This window comes from Paenibacillus sp. J31P190, assembly GCF_059692075.1.
The window spans coordinates 109,875-129,321 of sequence record NZ_JCAUAS010000003.1 but is presented as its reverse complement, the minus strand read 5'-3'; the positions used below and the strand labels follow the sequence as shown (position 1 = coordinate 129,321).

Sequence of the window (19,447 nt, the reverse complement as noted above, 5' to 3'; positions counted from 1 at the left end):
TATGAGTACCTACGATCGTTTATATGTGGCTTACTTATACTATTTCAATGATCAGCGAGATTATTTCGAATGTCATGAAGTGATGGAGGAGCTTTGGCTGGAGGAAGGCCGAAGCCCCTTATACCAAGGTCTACTGCAGGTTGCAGTGGGCCTTTATCATCATGCCAATGGAAACGTAAGCGGTTCCATCAAGCTCTTTAGCGCAGGACTGGATAAGCTGGCACCATACCCTGCACATACGCTCGGTATTGATTTGGAAAGATTGATTCGAGATAGTCAAGATTACTTAACAAAGCTGTTGCGTATAGAGGAAGAACCGTTCGTTCCGTATGACCTTAACATTCACATCCTAGATGATGAACTTGGTGAACTTCTTGCACAATTGAAGCTTAACCCACCTCAACATGAAGAGGAGGAAGGCCATGATTGAGGTTCGTCAGCTGAGCAAATTTTATCAAGTACATGAGCGAGAGCCTGGATTCATGGCATCTTTGAAAAGCTTGTTTCACCGCAAATTCCGCACGGTTAAAGCCGTAGACGATGTTTCCTTTTCCATACCGGAAGGTGAAATTGTGGCTTTTCTTGGTCCGAATGGGGCCGGCAAGACGACTACGATGAAAGTATTAACTGGACTGCTGCATCCTTCAGGTGGTGAAGTGAAGGTGGGCGGTTTTGTTCCTTTTCAGCAAAAAAAAGAATTTAAGAAGCAGATTTCGCTCGTCATGGGACAGAAAAGTCAGCTTATCTGGGACATTCCCGCAGCGGAAACGTTTCTCGTTAATAAAGTCATTTATGAGATACCTGATCGGGAATATGAAGAAACCTTAGGAGATTTGGTGCAGCTGCTCCAGTTGGAAGAAGTCATCCGTAAACCGGTTAGACAGCTTTCACTGGGGGAGCGGATGAAGTGTGAGCTGGCAGCGGCACTGCTGCATCGCCCGCGTATTGTATTTCTAGATGAGCCGACGATTGGCCTCGATGTGAACATGCAAGAAGTGATGCGCCGATTCATTCAGGATTACAGCCGTAAATATAAGGCGACTATCTTACTGACAAGTCACTATATGGCGGATGTTACGGCGTTATGTGAGCGAGTGCTGGTGATTGGAAAAGGTCGACTCCTATACGATGGTACTATTTCGCAACTGGTTGACAAGTATGCGCCAAATAAGCGAATTCGTCTTCAATTGGCTAAACGGATAAAGGAGTCAGAGCTAATCGAAGTAACTCAAGGCTTAGGGACGTTATTTCTTTACGAGTTTCCAAATGTGGAAATAGATGTGCCGAGAGAGCAAGTTTCGGAACTTTCAGCCCGATTATTAACCCATTTGACGGTATTGGATTTGACCATTGAAGATCCTTCCATGGAATCGGTGATCGCCCAAGCGTTTGAAGCGGGTACCGAAGGGGGAAGTTAAGGAGCATGAAGGCGTTAGCTTTATTTTGGCAAAAATATCGCATGCTGCTTCGAGTTGAATGGGCTGTTATGTTCGCCTATCGGAGTGAATCACTCATTTGGATGATAGGAGCATTCATTCAACCTCTGGTTAGCATGGCTGTTTGGCTCTCGATAAGCGATAACAATTCCATTGGTGGGTATACCGCACATGATTATATGGTGTATTTCCTGGGAGTACTTCTAGTAGATCGATTAACGAGTACGTGGGATGTGTGGGAGCTGGATGCCAGTATTCAGGACGGGTCGCTCTCCACCAAAATTGTACGTCCCTTCCATCCGGTTCACTGGAGCATCTCTCAAAACCTTGTATATAAGTTGTTTTTTGCTATCTTGCTAATCCCCGCGTGGGCGATAGCTGCTGTGTTTATCCCTATGCTCAGGGTGACTATTTCCTTGGAAATAATTGTGCTCTCGTTCTTCGCTATCGTGCTATCCTCTGCAATCCGCTTTCTAATTGGTTTCGAGTTTGGACTGATGGCTTTCTGGACGAATAGGGCTACTGCCATTTATAGCTTATATGAGGGTGTTCATTTGTTTCTTGCTGGTCGTTTAGCCCCGCTGAGTATGTTCCCTGCTTGGGTTGAAAAAATGGCAGCTTGGCTGCCTTTCTATGGAACCGTCGGATTTCCAGTTGAGCTGCTGACAGGCAAGCTTGAGCTTGGATCATCTGCGATACTTCACAACTTTGCGATACAGCTTATTTGGCTTATTGTCCTTCTTGTAACGTTTCGGTTGATGTGGGGACAAGGGATGAAGAAGTATGGCGCTGTAGGCGGATGAGGAAGGGGCGGTGCGACAGTGATCAAATACATACGACTATTTAGGGAGTTTATGCGGGCATGTTTAGTCGAGGAGTTCGAGTATAGAGCTAACTTTGCCGCGAATCTCCTTTCCACGGTATTTTGGCTATTCATGGCGATCTTGACCGTTCAATTATACTTTTATCGAACACAGGAGATTGGCGGCTGGGGTTTCTATGAGGTGCTGGTGCTTCTAGGTATTTTTAACGCGGTGCACGGTTTTATTGAATTTATCCTACAGCCGAATATGTCTCGTCTCGTCAGTCATATCCGCAAAGGGACATTGGATTTCATCCTGACGAAACCAGTGGACAGCCAATTTTACATTAGTTTTAGACATCTAGTTTTCTGGCGATTAGCTGATATTATGCTTGGCTTTGGCCTGACGGCTTACGCACTCTGGGAGTTGGACGCTGTTCCAAGTGTTATGGAGCTTATTCGCTTTGTCATAGTTTTCCTTGCATCGTTGGTTGTGGTCTATTCGCTTTGGATGGGCATGATGATGTTCTCTTTCTGGGCTGTCAAAGTAGATAACTTGTCTTATTTATTTAGCTCGTTTTTTGAAACGGCACGGTTTCCGGTCTCGGTATATAAAGGGTTATTACGTTTCACGTTAACCTATATATTTCCGATTGCTTTCATAACTACCTTCCCAGCTGCAGCACTAATTGGTCGAATCAGTGGATGGCAAGTCGTTTGGAGTGTTGGGATTGCGATGGTTTGTTTCGGATTGACTAGGGTGTTATGGAAGATTGCCTTACGCCATTATACCAGTGCGAGTAGTTGAGTTTTTGAGGCGAACAAGAGAAAGGACTTCTCACCTTGCGGTGTAAGAAGTCCTTTTGTGTTTGAAGTGAGTTACCCGGCATCTCATACATAAATTTACGGGAAGTGGGAAAACTTTCCCATAAGACATAGTTATTCCTATGAATTTGGTGGTGGCGAGCTCATGAAATCTTGGACGAAAACGCTACATCAACTGTTTAACCGAAAGAAATCAACTTCCCCCCTTTCACAGGAACGGGAGCCAATGGAGCAGCCCATTTTGCCGCATAGTCTTTTTCTTGATATTGGACTGAACATTGCTCAAATCAAAACGGTTTTTGGACATAGCTCCGATATTGTATCCGGGGAGCTGTGCCTCGATGTCGGAACTAACCATAAGATTGGCTATGTATACATAGAACAATTGGTTAATAAATCATTATTTCAAGATGTGACGAATGCTCTGCTTGCAGGAACAACTCAGCTCACCGAAGCCATGAATACCGGTTTCTATCATTCACCTGATTTGATTAGGAACACCATTCATGCCTGTGGGGAAGTCCAAACGATCGAAGATTTTCAAGAATTGTGCCAGAATATGTTATCTGGTCAGACTGTAATTCTTATAGATGGCTATCCACATGCACTTTCTGTGAATACGGCTGGCGGAGATATGCGTTCAGTAGAAGAGCCTTCAACGCAATCCGTAGTAAGAGGTCCCCGTGATGGATTTACGGAATCGATCGGTACGAATATATCCCTCATTCGTAAACGAATTAAGAGCCCCAATTTATGGTTAGAAACCATGGCGATTGGCAGAGTTACTCAAACCACGGTGTCCATCATGTATATAAATGGAATCGTAAATAACAAAATAGTCGAAGAAATACGTACCAGACTTGCACGAATTGATATTGATGGGATTCTGGAAAGCGGCAATATCGAGGAACTTATACAGGATGAAACCTTCACGCCATTCCCAACATTGTACAATACAGAACGACCCGATGTTATCGCGTCAGGATTGCTTGAGGGTCGCGTAGCCATCCTGGTGGATGGAACCCCCTTCGTGCTTGAGGCGCCAGCATTGTTCATCCAGTTTTTCCAATCCTCTGAAGATTATTATCAACGAGCAGAATTTGCTACACTGATCCGCATATTGCGATATATTTGCTTCTTTATCTCTTTGATGGCTCCTTCGTTCTATATTGCCATGACAACGTTCCATCAAGAGCTGGTACCTAGCTCTCTGCTGTTTAATTTAGCTGCACAGCGAGAAGGTATACCTTTTCCGGCTTTTGTTGAGGCGCTCCTTATGGAGGTTACCTTTGAAATCTTGCGTGAAGCCGGGGTCCGTCTCCCAAAGACAGTAGGTCAAGCTGTATCTATCGTAGGTGCATTGGTTATTGGGCAGGGGGCTGTGGATGCGGGGTTAGTTTCACCGGCTATGGTAATTGTCGTTGCCATTACGGCGATTTCCAACTTTGTAATACCTGCTTTTAGCATGGGAATACCTATACGGATTATACGGTTCATTCTGATGATTTTTGCCGCAACTTTTGGCTTATTCGGGATCACCGTTGGCTTAATCGCGATGGTCCAACATTTATGCAGCTTGCGATCATTTGGTGTGCCGTATATGGCTCCTATGGCGCCTTTTGTCCTTGATGACCAGAAAGATACCATTCTTAGATTCCCTCAATGGGGGCTATTCTCTAGACCACGTTTCATCAGCCAAAAAAATAACATTCGGCAAAAAAATATCCCAACAACGAAAACAAAACGGAAGTAAAACGGAGGGGGGGCTTTGTCTGATGAATAGATTAGGTTGTATTCTTTGTACACTTATCTTACTTGGCATGGTGCTCTCCGGATGTTGGGATCGACATGAGTTAAATGATCTGGCCATTACGGTGGGTGTAGGATTCGATAAAAGTGGCAACGAGTATTTAGTTACAACACAAGTTGTGAATCCGAACGAAGTTGTATCTAAAAAGGGGAGTGGCTATAGCACGCCAATTACAACCTTTTCAGCGGCGGGGGTTTCGATCTTAGAGGCAGCAAGAAAGCTAACGACAGTGACCCCTAGAAAAATATTCGCTTCTCATTTACGCATTCTCGTGATTAGTGAGGACCTTGCCCGTGAGGGTATTTCCAAAGTGTTGGATGGCCTTTCCAGAGATCATGAAGTTCGATCCGATTTCTATATCATTGTTGCCAAAGGGACAACGGCCGCAAAGGTTCTTCAGATTTTAACCCCTATAGAAAGAATACCAGCTAATAAAATGTTTAAAACGTTAGAAACGTCAGAGAAAGCGTGGGCTCCGGTCGTAAGCGTTCAACTAGATCAGCTAATAAACAATCTTGCTAAACCTACCAGAGATTCGGTACTTACAGGAATTCAAATAAATGGAGATTTGAAGAAAGGAAAGTCCAAATCCATTTTATCAGAAACTACACCTCGCACGTTTTTGCAATATTCAGGAATAGCATTGTTTAAGAAGGATAAGCTGGTCGATTGGCTAAATGATGAAGAAAGTAAGGGATATAACTACATCATGGGAAATGTTAAAAGTACTATGGGGCATATCACCTGTCCCAAAGGCGGAACCATATCCTTTGAAGTCATCCGAGCAAAAACCAAAGTTAAAGGCCATGTTGTAAACGGTAAGCCTGAAATTAATATTCAACTATTTTTGGAGCAAAATGTAAGTGAAGTTCAGTGCCAGATTGATTTGTTGGATCCAAACACTATCCCTAAATTAGAACAAATCGCCGAAACTAAACTAAACCAGATTATGATGTCCACAATTAAAAAGGCCAAACAGAACAAAGTAGATATTTTCGGCTTTGGAGATGCCATAGAAGACGCCTCCCCTAAGACATGGTTGAAGTTGAAATCGGATTGGGAGAACGAATTCTCCGAATTAAAAGTGAACATCGACACCGATATACACCTACACCGTTTTGGGACAACGAATAACTCGATCATTGTGCGGCCAAAGGAGGAGTGATCTCGAATTGCTGACAAATATCTTGATCATTATCGTTGCTTCTATCATCGGTGTCATGGAAGCCCCCGCTTTAAGGCGTAAAAAGCTAATCTTAGAAAGTTGGGTTTTCTTAGCTCTGCTGCTCGTTGGGACATTGCTTAGTATCTTATTAAATCTTCGTGTAAAGCTTCCAAATCCACTTGACTTGATTACCTTCGTCTATAAGCCTGTTAGTGAATTCGTTTTCGGCATCCTAAAGTGAGGTGTTTTCCAATGATCGAGCAAGGTAAAATTGGCGTTCATCAATTTACCATATTAACCATTCTTTTTACAATTGGAAGCTCCATTCTCATAGCTCCCTCAGGACTCGCTTTCGCAGCCAAGCAAGATGCATGGATTGCTGCAGTCTTGGGTCTCCTTGTCGGTTTACTGCTAATTATGCTTTATTCAGCTCTTGGAAGTCGCTTCCCCCAAAAAACATTAGTTGCCTATAGTGTGGAGCTCATGGGGAAATGGCCTGGAAAAGCGGTGTCCTTCCTTTATTTTTGCTTTTTTTTCATTCTTGCGGCACTTGTTCTTCGCAATTTAGGTGATTTTATTACGACACAGGTATTGGTGGACACCCCACTGCAATTCACTCATATCTTCTTCTTAGGCGTCATCATTCTTGGCATTCGAAATAGCCTCGAGACATTCACTCGGACTTCGGAGATTTTCCTCCCATGGGTATTAGTTTTCTTTTTCCTTATGTTTATTCTTCTCCCCTCCCAATCGAAAATGAGCAATCTACAGCCCATATTCGGGTACGGATTGAAGCCTATCTTTCGCGCATCCGTCTCACTTATTGGAACACCTTATTTGGAGCTTGTTGTTTTCTTAATGATTATTCCTTTCGTGAATCAAACCAAAAAACTGGGGAAGGCATTCCTTGTTGGAGTTTCCATTGGAGGAGGTTTATTAGTTATTATATCGATCTTATCTATTCTCGTATTAGGAGATGATTTAACTGCAGTCCAAATGTATCCGAGCTATAGATTAGCCAAAAGGATTAGTATAGGTTCCTTCCTTGAACGTCTAGAGGTCTTCATGGCAGGAATCTGGTTTATCACCATCTACTTCAAGCTTACCTTGTGCTTCTATGCGGCTACAATGATTTTCGGTGAAGTATTCAACTTGAGGGATGTTCGGCCGCTTTATCTACCCTTGGGAATGATAGTAGTCGTGCTTTCGGTCATTGCTTACCCTAACGCGGCTTATTTCATTCAATTTGCGACTAAAATATGGGTTTTCTATTCGGGGACATTCGGATTTATCATTCCTCTGTTACTACTCATTTTGGCGATTTTTCGAAAAAAGAAAACGGTACGTGAATAGCAAAAAGCAGCGGAATCTCCGCTGCTTTTATCGTAGGATTAACCTTTATACTTTTGGAAAAAAGCCTTAAATGTCTCTGGTGTGTTACCGCCAGCTGAGCCTGCTTCAGGAACACCGCCAACAATTCGCTCGACTTCTACACCATTTTTGTAGTAGACGAGTGTAGGTGTGGATTCGATTTTATATTTCTGCCAGCCTTCCTTGAATTCTTCCAAGTTGAATTGTTTGACATCAATACCTAGCTCTTTTTCTATAGGAACAAGAACTGGGGTTGTTAATTTACAATGCGGGCAGGTCGAAGCGTAATAATATTGGAAAAATGTTTCTTTGTTCTTTAGTCTTTGATCCAAATCTTTCGGTAGAATAAGGTTTTGATAGTTCGGATCCGTTAATTGTTTTACAGTTTCCGGATTTAATTTGGATGCAGCAACGCCATAGGGATTACCAGTATTAGCTTTGTCCGAAGTTTTGGTAGACTGCTGATTAACGAAATATAAGCCTCCAAATAAAACAAGAACAATGCCTAGATAAATAAGCAGCTTCTTCAATGTATGCACCTCTTTATAATGTTTACTTTCTACTACCTTCTATAAAAAGTATAGCATATCCTGTTGATATTTTGAAAATAATTGGCTGTTTGGTGACAAGTTAGATATAATACCGATATTAAAAGATGAAAGAGAAGATGTCCGGATGACGAAGCAGCTGCCTGCCCTTTTTAAAGAAAAGATGATTGATTTATTGGGTGAAAATGAATTTGAGCAATTTATGGAATCGTATGACCAAGCGAGAACGTTTGGTTTAAGAGTGAACACGGTGAAGGTGGAGAAGGCGGATTTTTTGGCGAAAAGTCCATTTGCGCTGAGCGCGGTGCCTTGGGCTACCGATGGCTTTTATTATGAAGAAGGTGAACGCCCGGGGAAGCATCCCTATTATCATGCAGGCCTTTACTATATTCAAGAGCCAAGCGCGATGGCGCCTGTAGAATTGCTGCAAGTACGCCCAGGGGACCGTGTTCTTGATTTATGTGCCGCACCTGGCGGGAAATCAACGCAAATAGCCGCTAAGCTTCAAGGCGAAGGGGTGCTTGTTGTTAATGACATTCATTCGGATCGTGTGAAGGCACTAGTTAAAAACCTTGAGCTTTTGGGAGTTAGAAACGCTATTGTTTTGAATGAGAAGCCGGAGCGGATGTTAAAAGTCTTCCAAGGCTACTTCGATAAAATACTAATAGATGCGCCTTGTTCAGGTGAAGGGATGTTCCGTAAAGAAGAAGAGATGATGCAGCAATGGGAGCGTCATTCGGTACAGGAATTTGCTAGTATGCAGAGAGAACTGCTCGGTCAGGCTGCTCAAATGTTAGCGCCCGGCGGAATGATTGTATATTCGACCTGTACGTTCTCACCGGAGGAGAATGAAGCGCAGATCGCGGAGTTTTTGGACAAGCATCCGGCGTTTGATGTGGTTCCGGTAGAGGGTTTTGGTGCTGGAAGGCCGGAATGGTTGCGTTCGCCTTGGTGTGAGGAGGAGTTTTCTGACCGCGCTCGCGAGGCTGTGGCGGGGACTGCTCGGCTTTGGCCGCATCGTTTGCGGGGCGAGGGGCATTATGTTGCTGTGCTGCGGCGGGACGGGGCTTTGGCGGATGTGGAAGATGCGGGAGATGCGGGAGATGTAGGGAGAGCTGCCGACGTTGTGTCGGCACTGGGGAAGCGCAGCGGCCGTGAGGCGCTGCGGAAGGGCCGCGCGGAGACGTCGACTCGCGCGGCTGTGAGCTTGGAGCCGCTGGAGGCGTTCTCGGGTGAGCTGCTTCGCAGCGAGCCCTTCGCCCGTGCGCGGCTTGTGTGTTACGGCGAGCACGCGTATGCGTCGCCGGCAGGTTTGCCTGAGCTGCACGGACTGAAAGTCGTGCGGCCGGGCTGGTACATCGGCGCGCTGCACCGCGGCCGATTCGAACCGTCCCATGCGCTAGCCATGGGACTGCGCATGCGCGAAGCCAAGCGAGCGCTGAGCTTGGCTTCGAGCGACGAGCGAGCCCTTCGGTACCTGAAGGGCGAGACGCTCGAAGTCGCGGAGAGCGAGATCATCCGCGACCCGGAAGTGACCAAGGCAGCCAAAGGCTACTGCCTGGTCTGCATTGAAGAGCATCCCGTCGGCTGGGGCAAATGGCACGACGGGATGCTGAAGAACGAATACCCGCCCGGCTGGAGGTGGACCTAATCGGTCATGAAACAAACACAAAGGCTCGATAAAATACTCGCCCATGTGGGCATTGGCACACGCTCTGAACTCAAACGCCTCGCCAAAGAAGGCGCGATTATCGTCAACGGTGTGAAAGTTAAAGACAGCGGGATGCAGGTGAACCCCGATACCGATATCATCACTGTAAACGGTGATCCTGTATCATACCGTGAGTTCGTTTACCTCATGATGAATAAACCGCAGGGGGTCGTCTCAGCCACAGAAGACAACCGCGACCGCACGGTTGTGGATCTTTTGGATAAGGCATATGCGCCATTCGAGGTTTTTCCTGTTGGACGCCTGGACAAGGATACAGAAGGCTTCCTTTTGCTAACGAACGATGGGAAATTGGCCCATAATCTTCTTTCTCCACGCAAACATGTACCCAAAACCTACTTCGCGAAAGTGGAGTGGGAGGTAAGTGAATCGGACCGCGAAGCATTCTCCCAAGGTGTTACTTTGGACGATGGCTATGAAACACTTCCGGGTATTTTGAAAATTTTGAAGTCTGGTAAAGAGTCTGAAAATGAGCCCTCGGAAATCGAGCTAACGATCATGGAAGGCAAATTCCATCAAGTGAAACGGATGTTTCAAGCCGTAGGCAAAAAAGTCGTATACTTGAAACGGATTTCGATGGGGCCACTTGCGTTAGATCCAAGCTTAGAATTGGGGCAAGTGAGAGAGTTGAGTAAAAAGGAACTTCTTGCCTTACAGAATGCCAATTAAAGGTGAAACCGAATAACGCGCACAGTACCGGATTGTACGAAACGGGTTGTGCGTGTTTTATTTCTTATTAACGCTCTTCCCATTTCTTTAGGATGGATGCAATAATCTCCTTTTTGGTCTCCTCAGCAAGTCCGTTCCTTAGTTCTGTGATAAATTCAATGAAGAGCAACGACAAAAGCTCATTCAGGTCCATATCCAATGGAATCTCATACTTACAATCCCAATCATCGAAAAATACGGCTATTCGGTTGACTTCTCTTGGATGGATGTCTACGTTAAGGGTCAAATAATCTCTTGCACCGGTCATACTAGGCATGTTAGACAAACTCCATTGAAACTTCTCAACTCTATTTATCTCTCGCAGATTGTTACCTACAACGCTAGTATTCGTGTTTAAAAAGTGACTGTAGTTTTCTCTCAAATCCAACACGTAATCATACAAATCCTTATCTTGGCGTACGTGATCAAGAAAATTATCAAATAATAGCTTTACAAGAAACGTTATATTCATACCAAGGAGGTCTTCATTGGTTGTGTATTGGATATCTTCAATGAAAACTTCTGCCCGGTTAAAAAAATCGCGAGGTGCACGGACTTTAACGGTTTTATAAAATTCAGGAGTTTCCCTGTTAAAGAAATTAGTCCATGATTTTAAAGTTAGCATACAAGCGGTCCTCCTTTTCTTCTCTATTACTACTTATTCTAAATCTAGCACACATATGACAATCGGCACGAAAGCTTTAGCCAAGGGGAGGGGGAAAACGAAGCGGAAAAGTAACATCTTAAAATTAGAGATTTACAAAACTACTAGTATATGGTATTTTCAAACAAGAAGAATATGGAATGCGTGCGGAAGAACCGCCCATGTGTCGCTGTGTGCTAGGCGATTACTGGGCGGTTTTTTATGTAATGCGATGTTACCGATACTGATAAGTCACGTTTTGTATTTAATGAGTGACCAATAGAAAGAGGGGATTATTATGAGAAAAAGGTTTTCAATGATTTTATGTACGGTTCTATGCGCAGCATCCATTGGGTATGATGCGATTAATTCCTCCGCACAAAGCCCCATCAAGTTCGTGGACACATCGGAGCATTGGGCCGAACAGTCTATTCAAACCGCAGTGGAAAAGAAATACGTTGATGGCTATGACGATGGAAGTTTTAAGCCAGATTTACCAATTAGCCGTGCAGAGTTTATCAAAATGTTATCTTCTGCCGCAGGTGAAAATGTAGAAAAGGTTGAGGGAAATGATTGGTACGTGCCTTATGTCAACAGGCTGAAGGAATTAAGTGTTATTCCAGTGGAATTTCCGGAAAGATATAATGAGCCACTTCAACGCTTTGAAATGGCTATGTTAAGTGCTCGGAGTGTGGATAAAGCTCTGAAGGGGTCAATGCTTGATGCTGTGAAAGTAGGGTTGATTCATGGGGTTAGCACGACTGATTTAGCGCCTTATGGGACAAGCACTCGTGCACAGGCGATTACGATTATTGAGCGTATCTTGACGGCTAAAAAGGGTGAGAAATTGTCGGTAGATAAGTATGCTTCAAGTGCTGCAGAAATTGCTGAGACTGGAAGTAATGTGGGTACAATGCTTGGTTTGAAGCCAAAGGAGATTGGAACCACTTGGAAGTATGCTGAGGGCGTTACGGTTAAGTTGAATAAACTTATTGTTGCCGACCCTGCCGACCCGGATGATCCGTATATGAAACTTGTTGATATGACTACTTGGGGAAAGTCAACTAGCAAAACCGACAACAAAGTTATTTTAGCAAACTTCACTGTAATTGCTACTGAAGCCGGTGTGGGAGCGCCAGATTTGTTTCCTTCTCAAGTATTAAAGCAGTTGGACACTTCAAATTTTCTTCTGATTTTTTCCGAACAGGCTTTGACTCGGTGGATGAGATTTAATAAACCGCAAACTAACGAGGGCTATGTAGCCTACGCACTTCCTAATCGAATTGCTAATCTTGGAATTGTGTTTAATATTTTAAATACTGATACAATATTGGCAATTAAATAGGGGTGTGATTATGTTGCTTAAATTTGTTCACAGGGCAATGTTATTTCTAATATTTATGGAATTAATATTGCCATTCTTTGACCCAGTAGGTGCCAAAGCCGCCTCATCTATTACTTTGTATTACAATTTTGAACAAGGCACTTATAGCACATCATCTGTTGTTGCCCAGTATTCTTCCTCCGCAACTAAAACATTCACTAAGGATATCAGTTCACTTGTTGGTGGGGCGATTACTGGGGTTACTTTAAATAATCAAGGCGGTTCTGGTGGTAGTGCTTCATTTACAGCAACTACTATAACTTTGACCAGTTTAGCTGGTAGGAGCACCACCGTTTATGGCAAGACTGAGACTAACCCAATGCATCAAATTTATCGCCAACCTTTAGGTAAAATATGGGAACATAAGGGATCGAAGACTATTCCGGTTGAGTTCGATGGTGCTAGTGGAAACCCTTCCCCGTATCCGGGAACTATCCCATTGTGGGGACGAAAAAGATACACACTAATTGACAATTTTAATTATGGTGACTCTGGCACTTTTGGACCTGACTTACGTTACTCCTTTCAATCACCTATATACAGCACTAATGGTGCTAGTGGCGATAAAGTAGCTGATTACGATAAAGAAGTAGAGGGCTATGCTGTTACCACAGCATATGAAGTATCTCGGGCTATTAAATGGTACTTAAATCAATCTTCGGCTATTGTGAGTGGACTTGGTGCAGATGTAACTGATCCGGATAAATTAGATCAAAGTAGCATAGAAATAATTGGGGCTGAAAAGCCGAGTGATGACTATGGTGCGAGACCTTTAGCTTATGGTAAAGGTGATGTTGCTGGAACTGGTATGATCCGCACTATGATGCTATTAGACGGCACTGTACCCGCTAACCAGATTCATGATAGTCCCGACTCTGATGGCTCTGGTGGTTTGTCACGTAACTATGAAATGTTCGCTATCGGACTTTGGAGCGGCATAACGTATAAGTATCAAATGTCTATAGACGTTTCTTACACCGCCCCAGTCAAGGCAGATCTAGCTTCCGTATCAATTGATGCTGGTACTTGTGTGCCTCAGAATGTAAGTGTAAACATCACCATCAAGTTCAAAAACTCCGGTGTTTCTATCCCCGGCGGAAATTCCTTCAACGTAACCCTAGCCGCCGACGGCACAGTATTCAAAACTCTTACCTACACATCTGGTTTAGCCTCAGGAGAGACCAAAACCGAGATCATCCCCTACACCTTCAGCGGTATGAAAAGCATCACGCTAACCGTTGACTCCAATGACGATATCTCAGAATCAACTGCCTCAAATAACATACTTAATCAGATCATTACTCCCCAAGCTAGTTGTACACCAAGCGGTGGAAACTTTAGCGGAACTACCTCAGCCGATAAACCCACAATTCCTTGGAAAGATTCCAACCTCATAAAAGCAGACTGGACGATTCCTTCTGGCTGTACGCCTGTTCGAGGAAGGTTCATTTTATCCCAAACTACGGGTGCATATATTCAATACGGATGGAGTTCGCTAAGTAGTAATTCTGTAAGTGATATGTCCATTTTTGCATATGGGATGATGGGTTTTACGGGTTATCCAGGTAATATTACAAGCGGCGAAGTGGTTATTGAATACAAGCTTGAGGATAGTTGTGGAGGAACTTCTTATTTCTATGAAGGCAAGTTTACAATTGGACCAAAACCTCCGAATAGACCACCTCAATTTGAAATCGGTTGGTTTGCTGATGCTGATTACTTTAGCAGGACTCCTTTATCCGATTCCATTGTTGGTGATAAATTAAACGTGAGGTTGTTGCCAGAAATTGCACCTAACCACTACGATCCTGACGATGATATCGTAACTTTCGAATGGTTATTCCCGAGCAGCTCAAGTGCTTGGATTAAGAGTTTTCCTTCTATGGGCTATCTGAAGGGTGAGGATAAGCTTACGTGGTTAACGGCCTCAACAGCTGGTGACCATACGATTACCGCTAGAATGTGTGATGATAAGGGAGCATGTACGCAAAAGGATGCAACAATAACTATCATGCGTCCTGAGCCTTTACCCTGTATTAATGTACCGAACCGTGTCGTGCAAAACCGTCCTCTTGCAGCTAATGCAATTAATGGAGCTTGCAGCAAACCAGCTAAAAACAGAACGATAACGGAGTATTTCTGGACGAATAATCTCCCCGTTTATCCCAATGTAGGCATAGAGACTGTAACCTTAGAAGTAAAGGACAATTACGGTGTCCGCAGCTTGCCAGAAAACATAGCAATTAAAAACATAAACGTTGTGGAGGATAAACCTCCAGTAGCTGTCATCAACTTACCTATCTTTGCTGTAAGAGGAAATGTTCCGTTCAGGGATTTATCTTACAGTCCCGATGGAGATGTAATCGTAGAAACGTCTATTACATATGTGTACGATAGCAATGACGATGGCATTTTCAACGATTATATGCCTTTAAATATACCGATAACCGTTGGTGGACCGGCTATACTTTCAGCTCCTAAGGTAGGTAAGTATAAATTAACGGTAAAAACAAAGGAGGATTGGGGGTTAACGAATACCAAAAGCTATGTGGTTGATATCAAAAATGATTCTCCCGAAGTTTCATTCAGTGTCACAAGCGCAAATCCAGAACCTCCTTTGTTTCATACAACATTAGAAAATGAAATGCTCATGGCATATGGGGATCAGTGGCAAGGTTCATCTTTTACCAATCCTAATTTAAATAAAGTGAGGGATATTGGATTTACATACAACACTGCAACCAATGGATTAACATCTCATTATGGTAAACAGCCTTTCAATGGCCCTGCCACAGGATTAACCATTACTCCTGAACAGTACCAAAAAACAACCTATAACGCTTGGCATACCTTCCCCGTTCCTCAGTTATTTACTACACAATTTTTGGGTAACAGATATGGAGTTGGTTCTATTGGTTCCATTTCATTTTTTGACGGTACAAATACTAAGATAGACGGAGGTTTGGGAAATACTTATGATTATGTTCAACAAAAGTATATCCCTATTAAGCCTACACCTGATAACCCAGGAAAGTTCCTAGCTTATGATGCTAAAGGTGGAGCTTATTCGGCAGACTTCAAATCCGGATATTATAATGATAATGATTATAGTGAGACGTGGACTATTTATCGTAAAACTGCTGATGGTTCAGTGTCTTGGAAACGTTCTGGTCAATATATCTATGATGGCTGTTCTGGTGACTGTTCATCTAGTGAAAGTGGAACAAGGTCGCCTCATGCTAACTTGAAATTAAACAATGACGGAACTAAGGTTTCGCTTGGAGGTAATTACTCATGGCAATGTTGGTGTGTAGTGACTACATGGCTTGACGTAGAGACTGGACTAGAAGTGCCTGAGAATACGGTAACTCCTGCACCTGCGCTAACGGGAATCTATGAGGATTCAGAAGTATATCTATATCGAGAACAGCCAATGAATCTAACAACAGATACATATAGTTCTGGGAGTTGGGGTTCTAGTAGTAACCAAGCAGGAACGATCAGTGAATATTTTGTTTCTTATAATAAACAAACAGGTGTTACTAAGAAGATAGAAATATACAAAGATATTTACTTCAATAATCGTTCACGGAATGATGATGGTAGCGTAATACGTGGGGATGGTTCAGATAGCAATAGTTCAACTTTAGTTGATGTGAATTATTCTGTATCGGCTGATGGATATGTCTATATCGTTGATGGTATGAACAAAATCGTAGTTGCCGATAAGTACGCAAACCAACTCGCTTCCTATACGACCAAAGGAACTAGACCAACTAATACCTTTTCTCACGAACAAACGCTTCAAGAGAGGTTTAGATATACGGTATCCTCGGCAGGATTAAGTGCAGATGGAGAGTTTCAAGTCGTTCTTCAAGAAGAGCACTATAAGTTAAGAAGATGGAACTTCCAATGGACGTCTTGCGGTTCTTGTAGTGTAGGCAGCTATGTTTCTCACTATGATGAAGATGATAGTCAATCTGAACGTAAATTCTACTACTATAAGATAAATGGTGGAACGACTAGTCCTTCTAGCTACGCTTTAGCAGAAATAGGTCAAACCATGAAGAAGGATACGAGTGTTGCTGACGCAGATTACGTGTTCGATTTCTTACAATCAAGTGTGAATATGAATGTGAATGCTCCATCGGGTTTAATCTTCAGGGCAACGAATAACAATACAATGTATCGATTAGAGTTTACAACAAACAAAATAAGCTTATCGAAGCTCGTTGGTGGTGTGCGTACCGAGTTACGATCAACGCCAGTCTGGTTGTCTACGACATCTTTTAACAACATGAAGGTTAGTGTTAGAGGTGGAAAAATAAAAGTACGGATGGGCACAGTTCCTATTCTGGAAGTAACCGATCTTGCTTTAACAGAGGGGACTTATGGATTTTTCATAGGCGGATATGGTTCTCACTTCCGTAACTTTTATGTCAAAATACCAATTGTAGATAACAACAAAATTAGCGATACCGGCATTGCGGGAGAAGAACTGACGTACGCAACGGAGTTTGTGGATCCTGAAAGTGATGATCATTTGATTAGTAAGGATAAATGGAAGTACGAGCATACGAACTCTACGAAATTTTTAGATTCGGGGGATGGTAAAAGTGGACTTTCTGCTTACAATAATCAAACATTTAATGGAGATCCGATAAAAACGCTAGATAAGGTAGGGGTTTATAAATTAACCTTTATTGGTGCAGATGACCCTACGCCTGTTGGCTTTAAATATCCGAATCTTGCCTTTGCAGAGTACCTGTCTGAATCTGATCCGTATACTAGAAATGTATTGATCCATCGTAGACCAATAGGAGTTTTGAATGTAAATCAAGATATCTATTATAACGTGACTTACGATGATCAAAGCTATGATCCTGATCGTTGGCTAAACAATTGGACTTACTCTACGGAACCAACTGGCATTGATTATTCGGCTACTAGAGGAATTATTGAGCGCAGATACGAGTATATAAAGCCAGATGGTACAACTGTAAATGGAAAATTAATGAGAGTAAAAGAAATGGGGGCTTATACGTTTAGGGTAGCTGTAAAAGATGAATACGGTGCGTGGTCTGATTGGGCAGAAGCTATATTGTGGCTAGACGCACCACCTGCGAATCATGCGCCTTTCGTTGATATTACGAGCCATACGAGTACGGATATGAATAATCCGTCTGGCTCAACAGTGAATAATCCTTTATTTACATGGAATGCGGTAGATTACGATGCGGATAGCCGAATTGTACGCTCGGAAATAGACGTGCAACAATACTACTATAATTATTATAATAATCCGCAATGGCAATGGTTTAGTATGAATAACCCTAATATTGCAAAAGTCTCTAATGTACTCAGTGATGGTCATACAGTTTCATTAAGCTATAACTATCCAATGACAGTGTACTCCAATCAAACTTACAGGGTTAGAATTAGGGTACAGGATGAACAAGGAGAATGGTCTGGATGGTCGGAAAGGTATTTTGCATTAGGATTTCCTCCTACAGCTACTTTGACTTTTCCTAACGGTACCCAAGCCAATCCTACACCTATTTCAGACGGGGTTTTGAAACCTTCTTGGAATCAAAATGATCCAGATGTTCCAACAGAGTATCGTAGTTTCCAATATCGTATTCTTGATGCTAATGGTACTCAAGTTCAGTATAACCAATATGGGTATGTGTACGATGCTCAAAGATATGGCAGCTTTGCGCACTCTTGTAGCTATAATAGCGAAAATAGCTCCTGGAACAACTGTGATTATTATACGATTTCCAATACTTGGAATACCCATCCTACAGAGTGGTTTGGTCTTTCGTTAATCCAAGGTCAAAACGGCCCCTTCCAAGTTCAAGTTAGAGTACATGATGGAAGATACTGGTCGACGTGGTCTAATTCCGGTTGGTTTACGGCGAATAGACCTCCAGCAGCGAACATGACGATTCCAAGTGGGACACAAGCTTCGCCTACTATTTTCTCCGAGCTGCGGCCTACCTTTGAGTGGAGCCAAACCGATCCTGATCCGGGTACAACTTTTACTTATTTCCAAATGCAAATTACCAATGAGGCTAACGATGTGCTGTTGCTGGACTCAGGGCAATTCTACCAAGGGACGGTTTCTAACGTGGGGAGTTGGATGGTCAATCAGGAACTTCCAGCTGGTCAAAAACTCCGCGTTAGAGTTAGAGTATTTGATGGGGTTACTTGGTCAGATTATTCAGCGCAAACTTGGTTTTATATCAATCGAGCACCTGTGGCCGAATTTGACTGGACTCCAAAGCCAGTTTGGGAAGGGGATGTAGTGACAAGCATGAATACCTCTTTCGACCCAGATGGTGATGAACTAACCTATGCGTGGAAATTAGAGCAACCTGACGGGGGTACTACCACTTTTTCCACTAAGGATATTTCTCATCGCTTTCTAAAGCCTGGGATGTATAAGGTGTCGTTAACCGTATCAGATGGACGACTTTCGAATACCGTAGTCAAAATGATTGCTGCTATGCCCTTGACGATTCATTCGGATGTAACCTATACAGACAACTGGCTGATTTTGCATGAAAAAAGCGGTCACCAAACAGTTTCGCCACCTAAGGACTTCTACTCTGGGGAAATTTTCATAGTTTCCAGCAAGAGTTCACCTGCGCCTGTAGACGAAGTGACAGCTTGGATCGATACGACAGGGTTAGATGGGCATGCGATTTATGTGTCTAAGCGTTTAGTTGCAGCGGGAGGGGATGCTACCTCTTTTAGCGGAGAACTGTTTGATGCGAAATTTCAATCATTTGCGGAGGGCTTGCCTCAAGGACTTCAAACCGTTCATTTTCAAATTCGTTACCGTAACGGTGTTGTGAAAAAGGAGGACATTCCTGTCCAAATCATAGGCAATGTCAATAAATCAGTCGGAGTTCATAGGGTTCAATAATTTGGAGGCAGTTATCTTCGGATAGCTGTCTTTTTTATGTAAATTCGATGAATCCAATGTCTTCCTATGGTACAATAGTCGATAAAAAAAGCGAA

Annotated in this window: 14 protein-coding genes; 12 read left to right on the top strand and 2 right to left on the bottom strand. The window is 43.1% G+C overall.

Features of this window, described 5'->3' with window-relative positions; translation table 11 throughout:
- The first annotated feature begins 1 nt into the window (after position 1).
- The 8 genes from AC58U0_RS07625 to AC58U0_RS07590 all read left to right on the top strand — a co-directional run bounded on the left by AC58U0_RS07625 (position 2) and on the right by AC58U0_RS07590 (position 7,391).
- On the top strand, positions 2–430 hold the full coding sequence (locus AC58U0_RS07625; RefSeq protein WP_497378393.1) for a DUF309 domain-containing protein: 429 nt from the start codon (positions 2–4) through the stop codon (positions 428–430).
- Complete coding sequence (locus AC58U0_RS07620) at positions 423–1,418, top strand: ABC transporter ATP-binding protein (protein WP_497378392.1); 996 nt, start codon at positions 423–425, stop codon at positions 1,416–1,418. Before AC58U0_RS07625 ends, AC58U0_RS07620 begins: the two co-directional genes overlap by 8 nt.
- 5 nt (positions 1,419–1,423) lie before the next feature.
- Positions 1,424–2,239, top strand: a complete 816-nt coding sequence (locus AC58U0_RS07615; protein ID WP_497378391.1) for an ABC transporter permease — start codon at positions 1,424–1,426, stop codon at positions 2,237–2,239.
- Between the two features lie 18 nt (positions 2,240–2,257).
- On the top strand, positions 2,258–3,046 hold the full coding sequence (locus tag AC58U0_RS07610) for an ABC transporter permease (RefSeq protein ID WP_497378389.1): 789 nt from the start codon (positions 2,258–2,260) through the stop codon (positions 3,044–3,046).
- A gap of 162 nt (positions 3,047–3,208) precedes the next feature.
- The gene (locus AC58U0_RS07605) at positions 3,209–4,816 is read left to right on the top strand and encodes a spore germination protein (RefSeq protein ID WP_497378387.1); all 1,608 of its coding nucleotides are present in this window, start codon (positions 3,209–3,211) and stop codon (positions 4,814–4,816) included.
- Between the two features lie 22 nt (positions 4,817–4,838).
- Entirely contained in the window at positions 4,839–6,038 is a 1,200-nt protein-coding gene (locus AC58U0_RS07600) for a Ger(x)C family spore germination protein (protein ID WP_497378386.1), read from the top strand.
- A gap of 7 nt (positions 6,039–6,045) precedes the next feature.
- Complete coding sequence (locus AC58U0_RS07595; RefSeq protein ID WP_497378385.1) at positions 6,046–6,279, top strand: hypothetical protein; 234 nt, start codon at positions 6,046–6,048, stop codon at positions 6,277–6,279.
- Between the two features lie 11 nt (positions 6,280–6,290).
- Entirely contained in the window at positions 6,291–7,391 is a 1,101-nt protein-coding gene (locus tag AC58U0_RS07590; protein WP_497378383.1) for a GerAB/ArcD/ProY family transporter, read from the top strand.
- 38 nt (positions 7,392–7,429) lie between these two features.
- Here AC58U0_RS07590 and AC58U0_RS07585 read toward each other — a convergent pair whose 3' ends face one another.
- Positions 7,430–7,939, bottom strand: coding sequence for a thioredoxin family protein (locus tag AC58U0_RS07585; protein ID WP_497378381.1), 510 nt, complete (start codon positions 7,937–7,939; stop codon positions 7,430–7,432).
- 145 nt (positions 7,940–8,084) lie between these two features.
- Here AC58U0_RS07585 and AC58U0_RS07580 point away from each other — a divergent pair, with 145 nt between their 5' ends.
- Positions 8,085–9,608: an RsmB/NOP family class I SAM-dependent RNA methyltransferase gene (locus AC58U0_RS07580; RefSeq protein WP_497378380.1), complete on the top strand. Its 1,524-nt coding sequence runs from the start codon at positions 8,085–8,087 to the stop codon at positions 9,606–9,608.
- A 6-nt stretch (positions 9,609–9,614) separates the two neighbouring features.
- Positions 9,615–10,355, top strand: a complete 741-nt coding sequence (locus AC58U0_RS07575) for a pseudouridine synthase (RefSeq protein WP_497378378.1) — start codon at positions 9,615–9,617, stop codon at positions 10,353–10,355.
- Between the two features lie 67 nt (positions 10,356–10,422).
- On the opposite strand, the gene AC58U0_RS07570 is transcribed toward AC58U0_RS07575, so the two are convergent.
- On the bottom strand, positions 10,423–11,019 hold the full coding sequence (locus tag AC58U0_RS07570) for a hypothetical protein (protein ID WP_497378377.1): 597 nt from the start codon (positions 11,017–11,019) through the stop codon (positions 10,423–10,425).
- Between the two features lie 316 nt (positions 11,020–11,335).
- On the opposite strand from AC58U0_RS07570, the gene AC58U0_RS07565 reads away from it, so the two are divergent.
- Together AC58U0_RS07565 and AC58U0_RS07560 are read left to right on the top strand one after the other, a co-directional pair.
- Complete coding sequence (locus AC58U0_RS07565; RefSeq protein ID WP_497378375.1) at positions 11,336–12,382, top strand: S-layer homology domain-containing protein; 1,047 nt, start codon at positions 11,336–11,338, stop codon at positions 12,380–12,382.
- Between the two features lie 10 nt (positions 12,383–12,392).
- A complete protein-coding gene (locus tag AC58U0_RS07560; RefSeq protein WP_497378373.1) occupies positions 12,393–19,352 on the top strand; it encodes a glycoside hydrolase family 78 protein in 6,960 nt (2,319 codons plus the stop codon).
- The last annotated feature ends 95 nt before the right edge of the window (positions 19,353–19,447 follow it).